Genomic DNA, 20035 nt, shown 5'->3' on the forward strand with positions numbered 1-20035 from the left:
CGCCAGCGCTTCGGGACGGTTTATCGTTTCGAAACAGGAAAGGGCGGTGCCGCGAGGCACCGCCCTTTTTCTATTCGCGCCGCTGGAGCAAGCAGCGGGGCGCCAGCCTATTCGCCGCCGTATTCCGCTTCGGCCCAGGCCCGGCCATTGTCATTGGCGGCACCAAAACCGCGATAGAGCGCGCTGGTTATGTTCGAAATGCGTGCATCGCGCAGACGACGGGCTTCAAGCTTCTGGGCGCGGCTACCATTCTCGACCGCCATGGAGGGGCTCTGGCCAGTAACGTAGATCGCCGCCGCGATTGTACGCCCGTCCGCCGTGCGGAAAATCCCGATGTCGCTCGCCGTTCGGCTAAGCGTCCCGGTCTTGTTGGCCAGCTGCGCGCTCATCGGCAGCGCCGAGCGCATGCGCCGCTTGCCGGTGGTCGTTTCGATCATCGCATCGATGATGACCTTGCGCGAACTCTCACTGAGCCATTTGCCCTGATAGATACCGGCGAGCAACTGTCCCATCGCGCGCGGGGTGGCGCTGTCACGCGTGTCGATCGAGGAGGCAGGATCGCTGCGCCCGTCTTCGCGAATGAGGGTGGCGATGTCACGGCTGAGGGTGAAGTCGGAAATCCCGGCCTTGCGCATCCATTCGTTTACAGCCGCCGGACCGCCGACGGCATTAAGTAGCGCATCGGTGCAGTCGTTGCAGCTTTTGCTGATCATCAGCGCGATGTGGCGGTAGGCAGGCATATAGGCACCGCCCGGACGGGGCAGGCGCCATTCGCTCGTCAGGCCCCATTTCCCTTCATCGACCCCGGCCAGGTAGGTGGCGGCGATGGCGACCTTGCTGGTGCTGGCCATCGGAAAGCGCTGGTCAGCCAGGATACCGACTTCGCGACCCGTTGACAGATCGATCGCGTAAACTCCGATCCGCCCGCGCGAACCCTCGGCGACTTGCGCAATGCTGCGCTCCAGCTGCGTGTCGTAACGCGCGACCAGCGACTGCGGCTCGCGCACCTCGGTGCCGAGTGCCTGATCGAAAGATCGCTCGAAGGCCTGCGTGTCGGAATTTGCCAGAGCCGGGCTGGCCAGCAGAACGGCCCCGGCGGCGAAGATCGTCTTGAAAAATCCTGTCCGCATTGCGAACCGATACCCTCCACATGGTTTACCAATGCTTAAGTTGTACGAAACATTTGCGGCAAGCTTAGGGCGACAGAAAGTGTTGCGGGCGCGACAGTTTTAGTGCCGCGCCCGCAATGTTTCGTGGTTTGGACGATCTCAGGCCTCCGCGATTGCCTTTTCGATCCGGTCGACAGGCTCTCCGGTCATCGTCTTGTCGATTTCGCCGACGAGCTTCTTCTCCAGCTCGCTGTGGTAGTGCCGGCGCATCTCGCCGAGCGTTTTCGGGTCGGCGATCACCAGCACATCGCTGATTTCCCCCGCAATGGCCTTCGCATTGAGCCATTCGGCGGCTGCCGCGCCATGGGCAAGCTCGTTGAGATCGGTGCGCCCGTGCCGCTGGCCGATGTCGTCCTGGTGCTTCACCCCGGCGCTGAAATTGGTTGCGCTCAGATCGGGGTGTTGGGCGTCTTCCAGCTTCGGCTCGAACATCTGTCCGCCATTGCGCATGACTGTGAACTTCTCGCCATCGACGATCGCGACATGCGCATTATTGGGAAGTTTCATCCGGTGTCTCCTGTCTTTCGAATGGGTTTGCCCAGATCAACGAGCGACAGGCGTGTCGGGTCCGGGCTTGAGCGACAGGACAATTGCCGCCAAGCATGGGAGCATGGGAACGGAGGAAACGAGGAGCGCGATCGCAGCGGGGCTGGAACGGGCGCTCGCCCGTGTCGGCCAGGGCGTGCCGCACGACCTGTCCCGCCTGACCGGCGGGGCAACGATGGAAAGCTGGCGTTTTTCCGCAGACGGAAGCGACTTCGTGCTGCGCCGCGCGCCGAGCCTGGGCTTCATGGAAGATCGCCCCTTCGGTCACGATACCGAGGCGGCCATCATTCGGGCGGCTCATGCGGCAGGAGTGACGGCCCCGGAAATCGTGGTCGAGCTGGAACCCGACGATGACATCGGCAGTGGTTTCGTCATGCGCGCCTTGCCCGGGACGCCCGATCCGCGCGCCATCCTGGCGATGGACGGGCCGGGTGGCCTCTTGCAGGACATCGCGCGCGACCTGGCGCTGATCCATGCGATAGATCGCGGCACCTTGCCTGCCGATGTGCCCGAATTGGATTATGCGGATGCCGTCGAGGGACTGGCCGACCAATTCGCGGAAGCGGGCGGCGACCGGCCGATCATCGCGCTGGGATTGAAATGGCTGCGCGACAACTTGCCGGAGCCGGTGGAGCCGGTGCTCAATCATGGCGATTATCGCCTGGGCAATCTGTTGGCGGAGAATTCGCACCTCACCGGCGTGCTCGACTGGGAGTTGGCCCACTTCGGCGACCGGCACGAGGATCTTGCCTTCGGCTGCATGGCTGTGTGGCGGTTCTCGCGGGTTGACCGGCCGGCGCTCGGGCTTGGCTCGCTGGAGGATTATGTCGCGGCCTACGAGGCGGAAAGCGGCGCGTCGCTCGATGCCGGCCGCTTCCGGTTCTGGCTGGTCTATCGCACGGTCTGGTGGGCGCTTGGCTGCATCCGCATGGCTCAGTTCTGGCGTAGCGGCGAAGACCGCATGCTGGAACGGGTCGTGATTTCCCGCCGGACCAGCGAGCAGGAGCTCGACTTGCTGCTGTTGCTCGAAGACGATGCGCCGGAAGAGGAACAGGCCCGCCCCCTTCCGCCTTCCGAGGTGAAGCTTGAGCCGATGGGCGAGGCGAGCGCTGGCGAGGTCGCAATCGCGGTTTCGGAATGGCTCGCCACGATCAAGGACCGGATGGAGGGCCATGATCGCTTCCAGCTTGCGGTGGCGCGCAATGCGTTGGGCATGATCGCGCGCGGGGATGGGGTGGAGATCGAATTCGCGGACGATCTGCTCGCGCAGGAACTGCTCGATGGCGAACGCTCGCTCGCGACCCCGGGATTGCTTGCCCTGCTGCGCCGGACCGCGCTCGACAAGCTGGCGGCCGACGTGCCCAAATACCCGATGCTCGCGCTGGCCCGCGCCAAATGGACTGGAGAGGACTGATGGACTTCACGATCCCCGAGGATCTCGAGCGCTACTACGAAGAGCTTGTCGGCTTCATCGAGAAAGAGATCATCCCGCTCGAACAACAGGACGAGAATATCCGCTTCTTCGACCATCGCCGCGAATATGCGCGGACCGATTTCGAAGAGGGCGGCTTGCCGCGCGAGGATTGGGAAGAACTGCTGCGGGAAGCCCGCATGCGTGCCGATGCCGCCGGCCACTGGCGCTTCAGCGCGCCGAAGAAATACGGCGGCAAGGATGGCTCGAACCTCTGGATGGCTGTCATCCGCGACCGCTTCGCCCAGCGCGGCCTTGGCCTGCACAACGATCTGCAGAATGAACACAGCATCGTCGGCAATTTTCCCTTCGTCGAGATGTTCGAGCAGTGGGGCACGGAGGAGCAGAAAGAGGAGTTCATCCTCGGCGGGTTCGAAGGCAAGCGCCGCGTCGCTTTCGGCCTCACCGAACCGCATCACGGCTCCGACGCGACTCATATGGAGACTAAGGCGGTTCGCGAAACGCGCGACGGGGTCGACGGCTGGCGGATCGACGGCGAGAAGATGTGGATCACCGGCATGCACGTCGCGACCCATTGCGCGATGTTCGCCCGCACCGGCGGCGAGGATGGCGATGCCAGCGGAATCACCTGCTTCCTCGTCCCCAATCCGACCGAGGGGCTGGAGATCGAGGAGTGGCTGTGGACCTTCAACATGCCCACCGACCACCCGCGCCTCAGCGTCACGAATGTTTGGGTACCCGACAGTGCCATCCTCGGTGTCGAGGGCAGGGGCCTCGCGCTGGCGCAGAGCTTCGTCCACCAGAACCGTATCCGCCAGGCCGCGAGCAGCCTTGGTGCGGCCCAATATTGCGTGGAGGAGAGCGTGAAATATGCGCGGGAGCGAAAGCCGTTCGGGCAGGAGCTGGCGCGCAACCAGGCCATCCAGTTCCCGCTGGTCGAGCTGGCGACCCAATGCGAGATGCTGCGCCTGCTGATCTACAAGACCGCTTGGGAGATGGACAACATGCCGCATGAAGAGATCGAAAAGACGATCTCGGACAAGGTTAGCATGTGCAATTACTGGGCGAACCGGCTGGTGTGCGAAGCCGCCGACCGGGCGATGCAGGTGCATGGCGGGATCGGCTATTCGCGGCACAAGCCGTTCGAGCATATCTATCGCCACCATCGCCGCTACCGCATCACCGAAGGCGCGGAGGAAATCCAGATGCGCAAGGTGGGCGCCTACCTCTTCGGCTATCTCGGACCACGGCGAGGCAAGTTCGCTTCCGGTTGATCCGCGCGGAAACGTCGTTCGCAGAACAAACGCTTGACCTTGCGCGCGGGCGCGGGGCTAATCAGGCTGACAAGAATACTTCGGGGACTGCACATCATGACACCTTCGCTTCGCGCGCTCGCCGCCGGCCTGCTCCTTTCCACTTCCACTGCCGCCATGGCGCGACAGGTGCCTATCGTCCTGCCGGGCGCACCCGGGGAGGCATCGCGGGTGATTGCTGAGGACGAGGCGATCGCCTTGTCGAACACCGCCTATTCCCCGGCCGACGTCGCCTTCATGCAGGGGATGATCGTCCATCACCGGCAGGCTGTGGCCATGGCCGACCTCGTCGAGGGACGCACGAACAACGAAGCGATCGTCAAGATCGCCGAGCGCATCGATGCGAGCCAGAAGGACGAAATTTCGTTCATGACGACCTGGCTGGAAGATCGCGGCGAGAAGCTTGCCGCCGATCATTCCATGCACATGGGTCACGCCGGTCACTCCATGATGAAGGGCATGGCCACGCCTGAGCAGATGGCTGCACTGGCCGCAGCCAATGGAACAGAGTTCGATCGGCTGTTTCTGCAGCTGATGACCGCACACCATCTGGGCGCGGTCGATATGGTGGACGAGCTCCACGAGGCACCCGGCAGCGCATACGAACCGGTGATGTTCGAGTTCACCAACGAAGTGGTGACCGACCAGAAGGCCGAGATCGACCGCATGAACGCCGTGGCCGCCAAGCTCTCGACCGACCCCCGCGCCACGCTGGCGGCCGGCTTCCGCGATGCAGGCGAAGCGATCTCCAATCTGCGGCTCGTAACGGCCATGCCCAAGCCCACCGGCTTCTTCGACCCCGAAAACCCCGCCCAGTTGCAGCCGGTCAAGGCGAAGGACGAGGATGAGGAAGAAGCGAAAGCCGCAAAGGGCAAGAAGGCGAGTGCGGATGACGACGACGACGAAGAGGAAAAGCCCCAGTTTGGCGAACGCGGCTCGCTGTTGAGCTTTGCCAATACCGACATTGCCTTTTCCGGAGACCTGATGGTCGCGGGCAATTACCACGGTTTCAATGCCTATCGTTTGGGCGAGGATGGCGTCCCTTCGCTGGTCAGCTCAACTGTCTGCCCGGGCGGGCAGGGCGACGTGTCGATCGCCGGCGACATCCTCGTGATGAGCGTGCAGGACAGCCGCGCGCGCGTCGATTGCGGGCTTCAGGGTGTGGACGGCAAGGTCAGCGAAGACCGGTTCCGCGGTATCCGCATCTTCGACATTTCCGACATCACGCGTCCGCGCCAGATCGGTCTGGTGCAGACCTGCCGCGGCAGTCACACTCATTCGATCGTGAGCGCGGACGACACGCGCCTCGTAGTCTACAATTCGGGCACCAGCTACGTGCGCGACAATGACGAACTGGCCGGCTGCTTCGACACCGCAGGGGACGAGACCGCGCTGTTCAGCATCGACGTGATCGAGATTCCGCTCGCCGATCCTTCCAAGGCGCGGATCGTCGACAGCCCGCGCGTTTTCGCCAGGGATGGGCAGATCGCCGGCCTGTGGCGGGGCGGCGATCACGGCGAGGGTACGCAGGACACCTACATCACCAATATGTGCCACGACATCACCGTTTTCCCGGCCAAGAACCTCGCCGCCGGGGCATGCTCGGGCAATGGTATCATCATGGATATTTCCGACCCGCTGAAGCCGCAGCGGATCGACGACGTGACCGACAAGGGCTTCGCCTATTGGCACTCGGCCACTTTCAACAACGACGGGACCAAGGTGCTGTTCACCGACGAATGGGGCGGCGGCGGGCGGCCGCGCTGCCAGGCAGGCGACCCGATGAACTGGGGCGCCAACGCCTTCTACGCCGTCGTCGATGGCAAGCTCGAGTATCGCGGCATGTACAAGCTGCCCGCGCCGCAGGGCGACAAGGAGAACTGCGTCGCGCACAACGGCTCGATCATCCCGGTGCCGGGCCGCGATATCTTCGTTCAGGCATGGTATCAGGGCGGCATTTCGGTGATCGACTTCACCGATGCGAGCAATCCGTTCGAGATTGCCTATTTCGACCGCGGACCGATCGACGAGGATCAGCTGGTCACTGGTGGCTACTGGTCGGCCTATTGGTACAAGGGCCGTATCTACGCGACAGAGATCACGCGCGGGCTCGATGTCTTCGCGCTCGAGCCGAGCGAGTTCCTGACGGCCGAGGAGATCGCGGCAGCCGAAGCGGCGATCTATCCGGGCGGTGTCTTCAATCCGCAGACCCAGACCCAGGTGACCTGGCCTGCCGAGGTGGTCGCCGCCGCGGAAGCGAGCCGGCTGGGAGGATAGGATAACAGTGACGGGGGCGGTGGCTATCCGCCCCCCGCTCGCCTAAGCCTTCAGGAATGAAGGACCTTTCGATACCGGGCCGCATCGTCACCGCGTTGGCGGCAATCATCTTCCTCGCTTCGATCGTCTCGCTGGCGGACAACAATAGCGGGGCGATCCGCACGCTCGATTTTATTCGCGAGCCTGCCATCTACCTGGCTGCCGTCCTGCTCGTCATCGCGCCGCTCGTGCTGGGACGGGGCCTAGCCCCGGCGGCGGGCCTTCTCGCCGGGTCGATGGCAGTCAATTTCTGGAGCATCTGGCCCTATACGCCGGTCGCTCCCCAACAGATGGCGCTTGGCGAGGCTAGCGAAGATGCCGGCTGCATGAGCCTGCTCGCCTTCAACGTGCTGCAGGAAAATGAAGATTACGCGCGCACCGCCCGGCTGATCGAGCGGGTCGATCCCGATATCCTGTTCCTGACCGAAACCAATCAGGCGTGGATCGACGCGATGGAGCCGCAGGTAGCGCGTTATGGCTACCGGCTCGACCAGCCGCTCGACAACAAGTACGGCAAGCTGTTCGCCTCGAAAATTCCGGTTGTGAAGGCCGAGTATTCGGACACGTTCGATGATGAAACGCCCACGCTCTACGCGACATTGCGGGCTCCGAATGGCGCCCGGTTCGAGCTGATCGGCCTCCATCCGCGCCCGCCCATGCCCGGGCGCTCGACTGCCAAGCGCGACGCCTCGATCGCGGAAGCCGGCCAGAAGACGCCCGACGGCCTCGCCAATGTCGTCGCCATCGGCGATTTCAACGACGTGCCATGGTCGGATACGACGCAGAACTTCCGGGCACTTGGCGAGTATAGCGATCCGCGTGCCGGACGCGGCAGTTTCGCAACCTTCCCCGCCAGCTATGCCTATGTCGGCTGGCCGCTCGACCAGTTCTTCGTGAAGGGCAAGGTTTCGGTCCAGGACCTCAAGATCGGCGAGGCAGTTGGTTCCGATCACCTCCCGCTGATGGCGCGCTTTTGCGTCGATCACGACGGACGCTAAAAGGACCTCAGTTCTAGGCATGCAAAAAGGCCCGGCGGATCGTTCCGCCGGGCCTCTTTTCTTGCCGATTGGCCGGTGGGCAGCGGCTTAGAAGCCCATTCCACCCATGCCACCCATGCCGCCCATGTCGGGCATCGGGGCGGCCGGCTTGTCTTCCGGCTTCTCGGTGATCGCAGCCTCGGTCGTGATCAGCAGGCCGGCCACCGAAGCGGCATCCTGCAGCGCGGTACGCACCACCTTGGTCGGGTCGATCACGCCGGCATTCACGAGGTTCTCGTAAGTGTCGGTCGCGGCGTTGAAGCCCAGCGTGTCGTCATTGGCGTCGGTCAGCTTGCCGGCAACCACTGCGCCGTCATGGCCGGCGTTCGTGGCGATCTGGCGGACCGGAGCCTGCAGCGCACGACGCACGATGTCGATGCCGCGGGTCTGGTCGTCGTTCTCGCCTTCGAGGCCGTTGAGAGCCTTGGTGGCATAGAGCAGCGCGGTACCGCCGCCCGGAACGATGCCTTCTTCCACGGCCGCACGGGTTGCGTGCAGCGCGTCGTCGACGCGGTCCTTGCGTTCCTTCACCTCGACTTCGGTCGCACCGCCGACCTTGATCACGGCAACGCCGCCGGCGAGCTTCGCCAGGCGTTCCTGCAGCTTCTCGCGGTCGTAGTCGGACGAGGTGTTGTCGATCTGCGTGCGGATTTCACCGACGCGCGCCTTGATGTCGCCTTCGTCACCGGCACCGTCGACGATCGTGGTGTTGTCCTTGTCGATGGTGACGCGCTTGGCTTCGCCGAGCATGCCCAGCGTGACGTTCTCGAGCTTGATGCCGAGGTCCTCGCTGATCATCTCGCCCTTGGTGAGGATCGCGATGTCCTGCAGCATGGCCTTGCGGCGATCGCCGAAGCCCGGAGCCTTGACCGCAGCAACCTTCAGGCCGCCGCGCAGCTTGTTGACCACGAGGGTGGCCAGCGCTTCGCCTTCGATGTCTTCCGCGATGATCAGCAGCGGGCGGCCCGACTGGACGGCCGCTTCGAGCACCGGCAGCATCGACTGCAGGTTCGACAGCTTCTTCTCGTGGATCAGGATGTACGGGTTTTCGAGTTCGACCGTCATCTTGTCCGGGTTGGTGATGAAGTAAGGCGACAGATAGCCGCGATCGAACTGCATGCCTTCGACGGTCTCGAGCTCGAATTCGAGGCCTTTGCTCTCGTCTACGGTGATCACGCCTTCCTTGCCGACCTTTTCCATGGCCTCGGCGATCTTTTCGCCGACTTCACGGTCGCCATTGGCCGAGATGATGCCGACCTGGGCGATTTCCTGGCTGCCGGACACGTCCTTGGAACGGTTCGCGAGGTCTTCGACGACCTTGCTTACGGCGATATCGATGCCGCGCTTGAGATCCATCGGGTTCATGCCGGCGGCGACCGACTTCATGCCTTCGGTCACGATCGACTGGGCGAGGACGGTGGCAGTGGTGGTGCCGTCACCGGCGGCGTCGTTCGCCTTCGATGCGACTTCCTTGATCATCTGCGCGCCCATGTTCTCGAACTTGTCCTTCAGTTCGATTTCCTTGGCGACGGTGACGCCGTCCTTGGTGATGCGGGGTGCGCCGAAGCTCTTGTCGATCACGACGTTGCGGCCCTTGGGGCCCAGCGTGACCTTGACGGCATTGGCGAGGGTGTCGACGCCGCGCAGAATGCCTTCGCGCGCGTCGCGGCCGAACTTTACGTCCTTGGCTGCCATTGGTGTTTCTCCTGAAGTTGGTTTGGTAAGAAAAAAGCGTCAGGGTCGGCAGATCAGCCGATGATCCCCATGATGTCGCTTTCCTTCATGATCAGCAGGTCTTCGCCGTCGATCTTGACTTCGGTGCCCGACCATTTGCCGAACAGCACGCGGTCGCCGGCCTTGACGTCGAGCGGGGTGACCTTGCCGTCATCCGCCTTTGCGCCATTGCCGACGGCGACGATTTCGCCTTCGCTCGGCTTTTCCTGGGCGCTGTCGGGAATGATGATCCCGCCGGCGGTCTTCTGATCGGCTTCGATGCGACGGACCAGTACACGGTCGTGAAGCGGACGAAATGCCATGATATGTGACCTCTCTCGTGTGGAGTGTGAAACAGGTGTTGGCACTCACTCGGCGAGAGTGCCAGCGGCGCGCATTTGGGGTCGCACACGCAGCGAGTCAACGGGGGTTCATCCAAAAAATTTTTCGGGAATGGCCGAGGCGCGACGTGGGGTGGCCAAAGCGCGCCGACTTTCCTAGGAGCCGCGCAAATCTCCCGTTTCCTTTATTACGAGGCCGCCGTTCGTGACGACCGACCAGACCATTTCCGCCCTGACCGTACCGGAGCAGATTTTGCTGTGGCTGCGGCTCAACATGATGGACATTGCCGGGGCATTCGCCGTGCTGGTCATCGGCCTCGTCATAGCCAAGCTGCTGTCGCGCTGGGTCGAAGCCGCGCTTACGAAGTCTCCGCGCTTCGAGCCGACGGTCGCAAACTTCCTTTCGAACCTCGTCAAATATGCCCTGTGGGCGCTCGTCCTCATCACCGTGCTCGGCCAGTTCGGTGTCGAGACCACCAGCATCCTCGCTGCCCTCGGCGGCATGGCGCTGGCCATTGGCCTGGCCTTGCAGGGCACGCTGAGCAATGTCGCTTCGGGTGTGATGATCCTGGTGCAGAAGCCCTTCAAGGTCGGCGAAGCGATCAACGCCGGATCGATCACCGGAGTCGTCCAGCAGATCGGCTTGTTCACGACCGAGCTGAAGCAGTTCGACGGTCTTTTCGTCATGGTTCCTAATTCGGAGCTGTGGAACCAGGCCATCGTCAACTTTCACCGCCATCCGATCCGCCGTTTCGAGCTGGTCGTGGGTATCGGTTACGGCGACAGCATGGAGCAGGCGCGAACCGAATTGCTCGCGCTGGCGGCGGCGGACGAGCGTGTGCTCGACGATCCGGAGCCGCAAGCCTTCGTCAACTCGCTCGACGACAGCTCTGTCGGTATCGGCTTGCGCGTCTGGTGCAGTACCGCCGATTTCGTTGCCGTCGGCTGGGACCTGACCGCGGCCGCCAAGGCGCGGTTCGACGATGTTGGCATTTCGATCCCGTTCCCGCAGCGCGAGGTTACGCAGCGAGCGGCCTGACCGGTTCTCCTGCGGATCTGATCGTCAGCCCGAGCGCATCACGCCGGTGCCAGCGCCAACCAAGCAGGAAGGCCGCGACTATGAGTCCGGTGGCAAGGCCGATCCATACGCCCACGCCCTCCAGCGGGGTCACAAAGCCAAGCACGAGCGCGGTGCCGATGCCCGGCACCCAGTAGGCGAAGGCGGCGATCCACATCGGGATGCGCGTATCCTGCAATCCGCGCAGTGCGCCTGCCGCGACTGCCTGCATGCCATCGAACAGCTGGAAGGCGGCCGCCACCACGATATAGGTGAGCGCGAAGCCCACCAGTTCGGCATTGGCCGGGTCCCACGGGTCGATATAAATCGCCAGCAGCGGCTTGGGGATCGTGACCATCGCCAGCGCGGTGAGCAGCATGAAGCCGGTGCCGATGACGATGGCACTCCAGCCGGCGCGCTTCATCCCCTGCGGATCGCGCGCGCCGTAGAAATAGCCGACGCGAATGGTTGCCGCCTGCCCGACACCGAACGGCACCTGGAAAGCGAGCGCCGCGATCTGTAGCGCGACCGTGTGCGCGGCCAGCTGGGTTGCGCCGATATTGCCCATCAGGAATGCCGCCGCGCCGAAGATTCCGGCCTCGGCGGTAATGGTCAGCGCGATCGGTGTGCCGATCCGGACGATATGCCCGAAGCGCTGCCAGTCGGGCGACCACCAGCGTCCGAAGATGCGATAGCGGTGCAGGCGCGGATCGAGGCGGATTGCAACGACATAGGCCAGCAAGGTCACCAGCGTGGTGATGATCGTCGCCACCGCCGCACCGCGAAGGCCGAGCTCGGGCGCGCCCAGATTGCCGAAGATAAAGGCGTAATTCGCCAGAGCGTTCACGAAGATGCCACCCGCCGTGATGGCAGTCGCGAAGATCGGTCGGTCCAGCGTCGACACGAAACTGCGCAGGACATTGTTGATCAGGAACGGCACCATCGAGACGACGAGGATCGTGTTGTACTCCAGCGCCAGCGCGATGATGCGGGGCTCCTGTCCGGTCACGCGCATCAGCGGGCCGAGCAAAAGACATAGCGCCACCCCGCCCAGCCCCGATATGACAGCCAACCACAGGGCCATCCGCACCGAGCGACGCACCGGACGCAGGGCCGGCGCGCGCTCGCCGAGTTCGGCCGCGGCAACCGGCGCGACGGCACCTGTCAGGCCCGACAAGGCCCACATCACGAGACCGAACAGCGCGATCGCCAGCGCCGAGGCTGCCAGCTGTTCCTCCCCCAGGCGCGCGATGAAGATCACGTCGATCGCATAGGTCAGCATTTGCAGAAGGTTCGCTGCTGCCAGCGGCCAGCTCAGCCGAAAGGTTGCGCGGATTTCCTCGCGCCAGCCGTCGCTGCCAATTTCCGCTTCGCGGGGCAGGGGCTCTGGGGGCAGGTCGTGCGCCATGCAGCCGGCCCGAATAGGCGCGTGCGGCGCATGCGACAAACACAAAGGCAGGACGCGGCTCGATTTCCTCAAGGCTGTGGGATGGAGGCTGCGGGCCGCGAGTCCGATACTTGCTCGGACCCTCGCAAAACCGTCCCGAAACGGGACATAGCCGGAATCGCAATCTGATGTCCGACCACACCATCGCATAAGTTTGCCCTTAGGGGACGCAGGCTGGGGATTTTGTGCGGGAGCCTTTGGGGGTGAGCAATGCACGGTAGCTATCAACTCAGGGAAATGCGGGACGGCGTGCATGTCTATGCGCGGTCGACCGATCTCGATGCGCTGATCGACAGTTTCCCGGCTCTCACCTTCGTCGATCCCGATCCTCGCAGCACGCGCGAAAAACTCGCCGTCGCAAGCCTCGGTGCGTCGGCATCGGTGTTGTTGCTGGCGCTTGGCAGTTCATCGCAGATGGACATCAAGCGGGAAGCGCCAGCGCAAAAGGCGGCTCCTGAGGCGGAAGCCACGCTTGATAGCCAGGCCGCGCCTACCGTGCCCGCCTCTACTGAGGTTTCGGTGGCGAGCGCGGTCGAGCGCGTGGCTCCGGTTTCCCCGCCGGAAGCGCCTTCGCCAGCACCGCCGCCTTTGCCGGTCGCGCAAACGACATCGCAGGTGGAGCCAGAGCCGACCGCTGCGGTTGACGCGCAGCCGCAGCCGGTCGATCCCAAACCGACGGTCGCGAGCGATAGCCAGCCGAGACCGGAGCTGCTCCTTTCCGAAGAAGCTGTTCTGAGCGAAGCCGATGCCTTGCTTGCCCCGCCTGAATCGGCTTCCACCAACCAAGGCGGAAAGACCCATCTCATTGCGCGGGTCGACGGGAATGAGGCAGGACAATTAAGCTTCAGCGACAGCGGCCAGACGATCAGCCTGCAGCTTGGATCGGTTCTCGCGCTACTGGCCGACCGCTTCCCGCCCGAGGAATTCGAACGGCTGGCCGGATCGCCGGCCGCGGCACAATATGTTCCTGTCGACATGCTTGCTGCCGCGGGCCTCGCGATCAGCTATGACCCGGTCTACGACGAAATTTTGCTCGACACCTCTACAAGCGTCCCCGCCGAGGCCGGTCAGTCGCAGGTGCCTTCCGAATATTCGTAAGTCGTCCCGTCCGCTTCGGTGACGGTCGCGCTGATGCACCATGGCTGGGCGGCGCTCATGCGCATGGTCGACAGCACGCTTTCCTCGCCTGCCGACAGGCTGGTGCGGCCCGTGTGGCGGCTGGTCGAGGCGCCTTCGAGCACCAGCTCGTAGGCTACCTTCTGGTCGATCGACGAATGGCCCTTCAGCACGACCGTTACATGGTCGGAGGCCTCGGCGACCTCCATCGAGATCGCGCGGTCGGTTGCATCTTGTGCCGGCATTGGGAGGGCGCTCCCGATAATCAGGGGGACGAAGGACAAGGGGGACATTAGCCGCCACCCTGCTGCGAAAGCTGGTTCACGATCGCCTCGATCAGGGCTTCGGTCTCGGCCGGAAGCTTGCTGTCTTCCTCCTCCGCCGGTGTGGCGGGAGTGTTGGGCGCCGGCACCAGCGCGATCGAGGCGAGTGCCTGAAGGTCGCGATCCTCGGGCGAGGTTTCCCGCCGACCGGCAGTACGCGACGCATCGGCCACGCCCTCACCAGCCATCGACGCGAATTTTTCGCCTACAAGGACCTGCTCGGCCGTCAGCGGCACCTCGCTGCGCGTCGCGAATTCGCTCGAACGCGTTTCGAGCCGCCGCGCACAATAATCCGCATCCTTGGCGGAAAGCAGTTCGGCGCTGCAACGGTCCATGCCCTCGACGCGCGCGAATTCCACCGTCGTGTCGGGCCGGGTCAGTTGCTCGAGATCCTCGTTGCGCGCCGCCTCGGGCGTCCCGATGGGTTCGGTGACGCGCGCATCGTCGCGGCTGCTGAGCTGTTCCATCGCCTCGGGCGCGGCCGCGTCGTTCGTGCCGGAACCGACTTGGTCGATCGCGATCGCCTGTTGTGCAAGCAGCACGGTGCCCAGCGAAATCAGGAAGCTCATGCGATCATCCTCGCCCTGCCAATCGGGTCCACTCAGCCGCCGCCATTCGATTGCATCACGATGAGACCGGCGCCGCCTGTCTGCTCGATCTGCAAGTCGGACAGGCCGCTGCCATCCTGCGTCCAGTCGAGCCTGTTGTTAGCACCCAATTGCACTGCTGTCATGGCGTTGCCATCGCCATTCTGGGTCAGCCGCGCCTGGTTGTCGCTGCCGTCCTGTATCAGGGAGACGCTGTTGTCCGCTCCCGACTGGCTGATCGCAGCTGCCGAATAGGTAATGCCGTTGTCCCGCTGGAGCACATCGGCAAGGTTGCCGTTGCCCTGCTGCGCCAGCACCAGCGCGGTCTGACCCGCGCCATCCTGGACGATTTCCGCCTGGTTGAGATCGCCATCCTGCGCCACAGCGGCGTAATGCGTGCCCTGGCCCTGGTCGATCTCGGCGCGATTGTCGTCCCCTTGCTGGACGATGCGGGCATAGCTGGAGCCCCCGGACTGGCGGGTCGTCGTTTGATTTCCGCTGCCGATCTGGTTCACGAACACGCCGCGCGCGTCCTCCTCGGGAGGATCGATCGGGTCGAAGGCTGGAGCGGTGCCGCCGGCATTGCCCTGTGCACCGCTATTGCCGTTGTTGCCGCCGCACGGATTGCCGGTGCCCTGGCCCGGACCGCTGCCGCATGGATTGCCCGGAGGCACATGCCCGCCGGCACCGCCGCCATTGCCTTGGGCGAAAGCAGGGACCGAACCGAGCGAGGCACCAAGGACCAACGCCGCGGCGGCTGTCGCTCTGAAGGCTGTCGTGATCTGCATGGCGTCGCTCCGCATGGCTTTGATTGCGAGTGCTAATTCCCTACATTCGACCGGAAACCGTTCACTCGAGAAACTCGTGTGCCGGCATCGCGCCGGCAAGAAAGGTGACGGGCCGCGCCGAAACGCGGCCCGTCGAGGGGTGTTACATACCCGCACCCTGAGTGACAGTGGCGCTATTGCCGCTGCCGCTCTGATTGATGAACGAGCTGTTGTTGCTCGAATACTGATCCACCATCGCGGTGTTGTCGGTGCCGGCCTGAACGATCGACGAGTAGTTGTCGTTACCGCCGTCATGCTGCGTCAGAGTGGCGCTGTTGCCACTGCCATTCTGCGCGACGAACGACTCGCCACCATCGCCGTTCTGGGTCACCAGCGCAGTGTTGTCGAAGCTGACGCCACCGTCACCGAGGCCTTGGTAGATCGTCGAGCTATTGCCATCGCCGCCCTGATAGAGGCTGGCCTTCTGCAATTCGCCGATCTGGGCAATGCCCACCGAACTCCAGCGCTCGCCGGCGCTGTTATTGTTGCCGGTCTGGCGCACAGTCACTTCGTTGTCGACGCCGAGCTGACCGGCTACCAGGCTGTTGCTGGAATTGACCTGTTCGATGTCGGCGAAGAAGTTGTTGCTGGCATCGTTGTCGAAATAGGTCGGATCGCTGAAGTAATCGAAATCACCGACACCCAGCTGGCCCACAGCCGCATCGTTGCTCGTGCCGTTTTGAACGACCTTCGCAACCGTGCCGGCCGAAAGCTGTCCGACCAATGCATCATTGCTTGTGCCATCTTGATCGACATCGACTACCGAGCCGATTGCAATCTGGCCGGCGCGCGAGACGTTGGACGTACCCGACTGGTTCACGTCGACAGTCGACAAAAGCCCCGCCTGGAGTACGGTCGACTGGTTGGCCGTGCCCGATTGGGTGACATTGACGGTTGCTGCGCCAGTCAGCTGGTAGACATCGGATTCGTTGTCGATGCCATCCTGGGTGACGGTGACATTCGAGAATGCCGCGGTCTGGCCGACGAAGCTGCGGTTGCCGCTGCTGGCAGAACCCATGTCCTGGCCCTGGTTGACCAGCACGGTGGAACTGGCCGCAAGCTGGGCCACATCCGATACGTTAGCACTGCCGTTCTGGTTGACAGTGGCACTGCTGTTGGTGCTGGTGCCGTCGAACTGCACCACCTGTGAGCTGTTGCCCGTGCCTTCCTGCAGCACGGTGATGGTCGAATCATCGCCCGCCTGCAGCACGTCCGACAGGTTGCCGGCCCCGTCCTGCGTCACCGAGGCAGTGTTGCCTTCCGAACCCGCGGTCTGCGTGATCAGCGATTCATTGGCATTCGAAGCGTCGGTGCCGGTCTGATTGACAGTCGCGGTATTTGTCGCGCCGGTCCCGGCCTGATCGATATCCGATACGCTACGCGATCCGATCTGGGTCACGCTGGCGACATCGTTGTTGCCGGTCTGGTCGATATCCGAGCAGTTCGCAGTGCCACCGACACAATCGGCGAGGCCCGGCGAGAGCTGCGCCATGGCGGGCGCGGCTAGAGCAAGCGCCAACGCCGAGGCGGACATTATAAGAGCATATTTCATCAAAAATCCCCTGTTGGATGAAAGATTATCCGGCGGAGGGATACCCCCCCGCCGGATCGTCAATCATCACATCGTACCCTGGACGACAGTGGCGGTGTTGCCATTGCCGCTCTGGTCTACGAATGAGCTGTTGTTGTTCGAATACTGGCTGACGTCAGCCGTATTGTTGTTTCCGCTCTGGTACACTTCCGACAGGTTGGAGACGCCGGCCTGCAGGACTTCTGCAAGGTTGTCGTTGCCACCCTGCGAAATGAGCGATTCGTTCAGCTCCGATCCTGCCGTCTGGATCAGACGGGCTTCGTTGCCGAGACCCGTCTGGATCACCGTCGACGTTCCGCTCTGGCCCAACTGCTGGACTTCGACTGCGTAGGTGAAGCCGTTGTCGGGCGTCGCGTTTTCACCCGACTGATCGACGTCCGAGCTGTTGCCCTGACCGATCTGCTGGACGAATGCACTCGTGGTTGCCGACTGCGTAATCATCGAGTCGTTGAGCGCGTCGCCCGAGCCGATAGCGGCCGGATCGGTCTGTTGATCGACCTTTGCGATGGCGCTGACCGCACCTGCCTGTTGGTCGACATCAGACCGGTTCTGGCTGCCAGTCTGCATGACGTCGGCCGTGGCCGCATCTGCTTGGAAGATCGTCGACTCGTTTGTCGGGAAGCTCGGACCGTTGGTCGTGGTGTTCCCGAACTGGTTGACGGTTGCATGAGCACCGTCGGCCGTCTGGTCGACGAAGCTGTAATTGTCACCATAGGTGCCGCCCTGGAACACTTCGGTAGACGCAGCAGCAGTCTGGCGAATGGCCGAATTGTTGAAGGTGCCCTGCTGTTCGAGCTCGGCGGATGCAGTGCCGGCATTGGCCATCTGTTCGACTTCCGAACGGTTGCCCGTACCGGTCTGGGTTACCATTGCGTTATTGGTGCCGAGGCCGTTCTGAATAACGCGCGAGAAGTTGCTGCGCACGGCAGCATCGAGCCCGAGCGGATCCGGCTGGTCACTGCGCGGCGCACCCGACACGAGACCCGAAGCGGTCTGGATGACGGTAGCCGATGTGGTGCCGCCGGTCTGGTCAATAATGCTGTCGTTGAACGAACCGTTCTGCGTCAGGCTCGCGACAGCCGTGGATGACGTCTGGTCAACGAAGCTCGCGTTTTCGTTACCGGTCTGCTGCACGTCTACATCATTACCAAGAGACGAATTGAACGGATCGGACTGCTCGACGCGAGACAGGTTGTCGTTTCCGGTCTGAATGATATCGACCGTCTGTGCATCACGGATACCGGTCTGCACAACCGACGAGATATTGTCGTCGCCGGTCTGCGTCACATTGACCCGCTGTCCGTTGGTGCCGCCGAAATTCTGGCCTGGCATGTTCTGGATAATGATCGAGTCATTGCCGACACCGGTTTGGGTCGTCGTGGCTCTGGTTCCCGTGGCACCGTTCGGGCCGCCATCGAAGCTTCCCTGATAGATTTCGGCATTGTTTTCAGAGCCGGTCTGAATGATGCCACCGTTCAAGTTGTTCGGATTGCCGTCCCCTACGGTGGCGACGTTGCCGCTTTGCTGGAAAACAATTGCGGTGTTATCGCTGCCGCCCGACTGTGCAACTTCAGCCGTCGTATCAAGGCCGCCATTCTGCGCGATGAAGGATGAGCTGGCGCCATCCTGCGTGACCACAGCGTTGTGATTGCGCGTTTCGGTCTGGAGAATGACCGATTCCGAACCCTGACCCGACTGGGTAACGGTCGCACGGGTCGGGTAGCCAGCGATGCCGGCGTCCGATTGCAGGATGTAGGACGACGCATCAGTGCCCTTCTGCGTGACGGTCGCCTCCGCTTCGATCGAACCGGCTTCTTGGTCGATATCGGAAACGTTGCCCGAACCCGACTGCGTCACGGTAGCCGACAGGTCGGTACCGGCTTGGTCGATAAGCGAGCAATTGTTGGTGGTTCCGGCGCATTCCGGGGTTCCGGGCGCAGCGCTCGGCGTTGCCGGAGCGGTTGGGGCGGTCTGGGCAAAAGCCGGGGCCGCCATCGAAAGCGCCAGTACTGAGGCGCCGGTTAGAATAGCATTCTTCATGGTTGCATCACCTTCTGATTAAGGCGATAACCATCGTCGACCACGGCGCGTTAGACGCCGGGCATCACCAGGTTATCGCAGCCTACACACTGCACGTTCGAGAGTTGCCGCTCTCGCGCGTGCTTTTTTTGCGACCTTTTCTCACATGCGCTGGTTCGAAATTATGCGCATGCTCCGATACTGGGCTCTCCTCCTCCGGCGTCTCCGCCGGTTCTCAATTTCGTTCCTCGTCATCGTCCTCTTCGACGATGGTCAGAGCGCTGAACGAGCCGGCCTTGCGATAGGCCGCCTGCACGTCGCGCGCTTCGTAGATGCCGTCCCGCTCGTTGCGGTAGAGGGCGCGGATCGGTGCGGCGCTCGCCATGTCGGCAAACTGCCACAAATTGAGCTCGACGCCCTCCAGCACCAGGCCGTAAACCGCTTTCTCGACGGCCTGCTGCAGCGCGATCTGGTCGGGTTCATTGGTGGTGAAGCCGAATTCCGCTTCGAGCAGTTCCTTGAACGCCACGAAGCGATAGGCGCTGGCGCCGACCGCGCGCGATGCGATCGTCTTCGATGCGGTGACCGTGGTCAGAACTTCGCCGGTGCGGACCGAAACAGCGCGCAGATAGACGGTGACCGTATCCTGCCGGTATTCGGTGCGCCCGCCGATGCCGAGGAAGGCCGCGCCCGCCCCGCCGGTGACAGTATTGGTGTCGTAACCCACGATCCCGCCTTCCAGCAGGACCCCGGCAAACAACAGCGCGGGCAGGGCGTTGGGATTGACGCCTTCCTCACCAAGGTAGCGCTTGCGCATCTCGGAAATGATCTGCCGCTCCTTGAGGAGGTTATCGAGCTTCTCGCGCTCGACGATCGTGAACCACTGGCGAGTGCCCGCGTCTTGCAGCGCCTTGACCAGCATCGAGCTGGCACCCTGGGTGACGGCTCGCGACAGGGTCTGGCCCGCCTCGGTCGGTTTGAACTGCCCGGTCTGGTCGGTGAAGCCGTAGACCGCCACTGCGACCTGCCGCTGTGGCGGCGGCAATTCGTTCAGCAGGACCTGCGTCTGCGTACGCTTCGGGAAGAAGGCGAGTTTCGTCTCGGTCGGCAGGAAATCGCGACCGTCGTCGGTCAGCGTGCTGCACCCCATCAATGCGAGGCAGGCCGCGGCGGCCGTGATGCGTTTGAACACCCGCATGCC

Annotated in this window: 17 protein-coding genes; 6 read left to right on the forward strand and 11 right to left on the reverse strand. The window is 63.2% G+C overall.

Annotated elements, in window-relative coordinates:
- Positions 1-107: 107 nt before the first annotated feature.
- Positions 108-1130 (reverse strand): serine hydrolase, encoded by a 1023-nt coding sequence (locus tag P8Q88_RS08990; RefSeq protein WP_278323514.1) that lies wholly within the window; start codon positions 1128-1130, stop codon positions 108-110.
- 138 nt (positions 1131-1268) lie between these two features.
- On the reverse strand, positions 1269-1676 hold the full coding sequence (locus tag P8Q88_RS08995) for a baeRF12 domain-containing protein (protein WP_278323515.1): 408 nt from the start codon (positions 1674-1676) through the stop codon (positions 1269-1271).
- A gap of 67 nt (positions 1677-1743) precedes the next feature.
- Between P8Q88_RS08995 and P8Q88_RS09000 the strand changes: the two genes are divergently transcribed.
- The 4 genes from P8Q88_RS09000 to P8Q88_RS09015 all read left to right on the forward strand — a co-directional run bounded on the left by P8Q88_RS09000 (position 1744) and on the right by P8Q88_RS09015 (position 7774).
- On the forward strand, positions 1744-3129 hold the full coding sequence (locus tag P8Q88_RS09000; RefSeq protein WP_278323516.1) for a phosphotransferase: 1386 nt from the start codon (positions 1744-1746) through the stop codon (positions 3127-3129).
- Entirely contained in the window at positions 3129-4421 is a 1293-nt protein-coding gene (locus P8Q88_RS09005) for an acyl-CoA dehydrogenase family protein (RefSeq protein ID WP_278323517.1), read from the forward strand. Before P8Q88_RS09000 ends, P8Q88_RS09005 begins: the two co-directional genes overlap by 1 nt.
- 96 nt (positions 4422-4517) lie before the next feature.
- The gene (locus P8Q88_RS09010; RefSeq protein WP_278323518.1) at positions 4518-6737 is read left to right on the forward strand and encodes a DUF305 domain-containing protein; all 2220 of its coding nucleotides are present in this window, start codon (positions 4518-4520) and stop codon (positions 6735-6737) included.
- 56 nt (positions 6738-6793) lie between these two features.
- Positions 6794-7774 carry an endonuclease/exonuclease/phosphatase family protein gene (locus P8Q88_RS09015; protein ID WP_278323519.1) on the forward strand — a complete coding sequence of 327 codons (981 nt, stop codon included), beginning with the start codon at positions 6794-6796 and terminating at the stop codon, positions 7772-7774.
- A gap of 87 nt (positions 7775-7861) precedes the next feature.
- Here the strand turns inward: P8Q88_RS09015 and groL are convergent, their stop codons facing one another.
- Positions 7862-9508 carry a chaperonin GroEL gene (gene groL, locus P8Q88_RS09020; RefSeq protein WP_278323520.1) on the reverse strand — a complete coding sequence of 549 codons (1647 nt, stop codon included), beginning with the start codon at positions 9506-9508 and terminating at the stop codon, positions 7862-7864.
- A gap of 53 nt (positions 9509-9561) precedes the next feature.
- On the reverse strand, positions 9562-9849 hold the full coding sequence (gene groES / locus P8Q88_RS09025; protein WP_278323521.1) for a co-chaperone GroES: 288 nt from the start codon (positions 9847-9849) through the stop codon (positions 9562-9564).
- Between the two features lie 223 nt (positions 9850-10072).
- Between groES and P8Q88_RS09030 the strand changes: the two genes are divergently transcribed.
- Complete coding sequence (locus P8Q88_RS09030; protein ID WP_278323522.1) at positions 10073-10906, forward strand: mechanosensitive ion channel family protein; 834 nt, start codon at positions 10073-10075, stop codon at positions 10904-10906.
- Here the strand turns inward: P8Q88_RS09030 and P8Q88_RS09035 are convergent.
- A complete protein-coding gene (locus tag P8Q88_RS09035) occupies positions 10887-12332 on the reverse strand; it encodes an MATE family efflux transporter (RefSeq protein WP_278323523.1) in 1446 nt (481 codons plus the stop codon). The two genes, P8Q88_RS09030 and P8Q88_RS09035, sit on opposite strands and share 20 nt — an antisense overlap.
- A 249-nt stretch (positions 12333-12581) precedes the next feature.
- Between P8Q88_RS09035 and P8Q88_RS09040 the strand changes: the two genes are divergently transcribed.
- On the forward strand, positions 12582-13469 hold the full coding sequence (locus P8Q88_RS09040; protein WP_278323524.1) for a hypothetical protein: 888 nt from the start codon (positions 12582-12584) through the stop codon (positions 13467-13469).
- On the opposite strand, the gene csgH is transcribed toward P8Q88_RS09040, so the two are convergent.
- The 6 genes from csgH to P8Q88_RS09070 form a co-directional block, all read right to left on the reverse strand.
- Positions 13439-13732: a curli-like amyloid fiber formation chaperone CsgH gene (gene csgH, locus P8Q88_RS09045; protein WP_278323525.1), complete on the reverse strand. Its 294-nt coding sequence runs from the start codon at positions 13730-13732 to the stop codon at positions 13439-13441. The two genes, P8Q88_RS09040 and csgH, sit on opposite strands and share 31 nt — an antisense overlap.
- A 47-nt stretch (positions 13733-13779) precedes the next feature.
- Positions 13780-14379: a hypothetical protein gene (locus P8Q88_RS09050; RefSeq protein WP_278323526.1), complete on the reverse strand. Its 600-nt coding sequence runs from the start codon at positions 14377-14379 to the stop codon at positions 13780-13782.
- Positions 14380-14411: 32 nt separating this feature from the next.
- Positions 14412-15185 carry a hypothetical protein gene (locus tag P8Q88_RS09055; protein WP_278323527.1) on the reverse strand — a complete coding sequence of 258 codons (774 nt, stop codon included), beginning with the start codon at positions 15183-15185 and terminating at the stop codon, positions 14412-14414.
- A gap of 142 nt (positions 15186-15327) precedes the next feature.
- Positions 15328-16758 (reverse strand): beta strand repeat-containing protein, encoded by a 1431-nt coding sequence (locus tag P8Q88_RS09060; RefSeq protein ID WP_278323528.1) that lies wholly within the window; start codon positions 16756-16758, stop codon positions 15328-15330.
- An 84-nt stretch (positions 16759-16842) separates the two neighbouring features.
- The gene (locus P8Q88_RS09065; RefSeq protein ID WP_278323529.1) at positions 16843-18855 is read right to left on the reverse strand and encodes a hypothetical protein; all 2013 of its coding nucleotides are present in this window, start codon (positions 18853-18855) and stop codon (positions 16843-16845) included.
- Between the two features lie 214 nt (positions 18856-19069).
- Entirely contained in the window at positions 19070-20032 is a 963-nt protein-coding gene (locus tag P8Q88_RS09070) for a CsgG/HfaB family protein (protein ID WP_278323530.1), read from the reverse strand.
- Between the last annotated feature and the right edge of the window lie 3 nt (positions 20033-20035).

Origin of the sequence: Qipengyuania marincola (assembly GCF_029688625.1) — a bacterium.
GTDB lineage: Bacteria > Pseudomonadota > Alphaproteobacteria > Sphingomonadales > Sphingomonadaceae > Qipengyuania.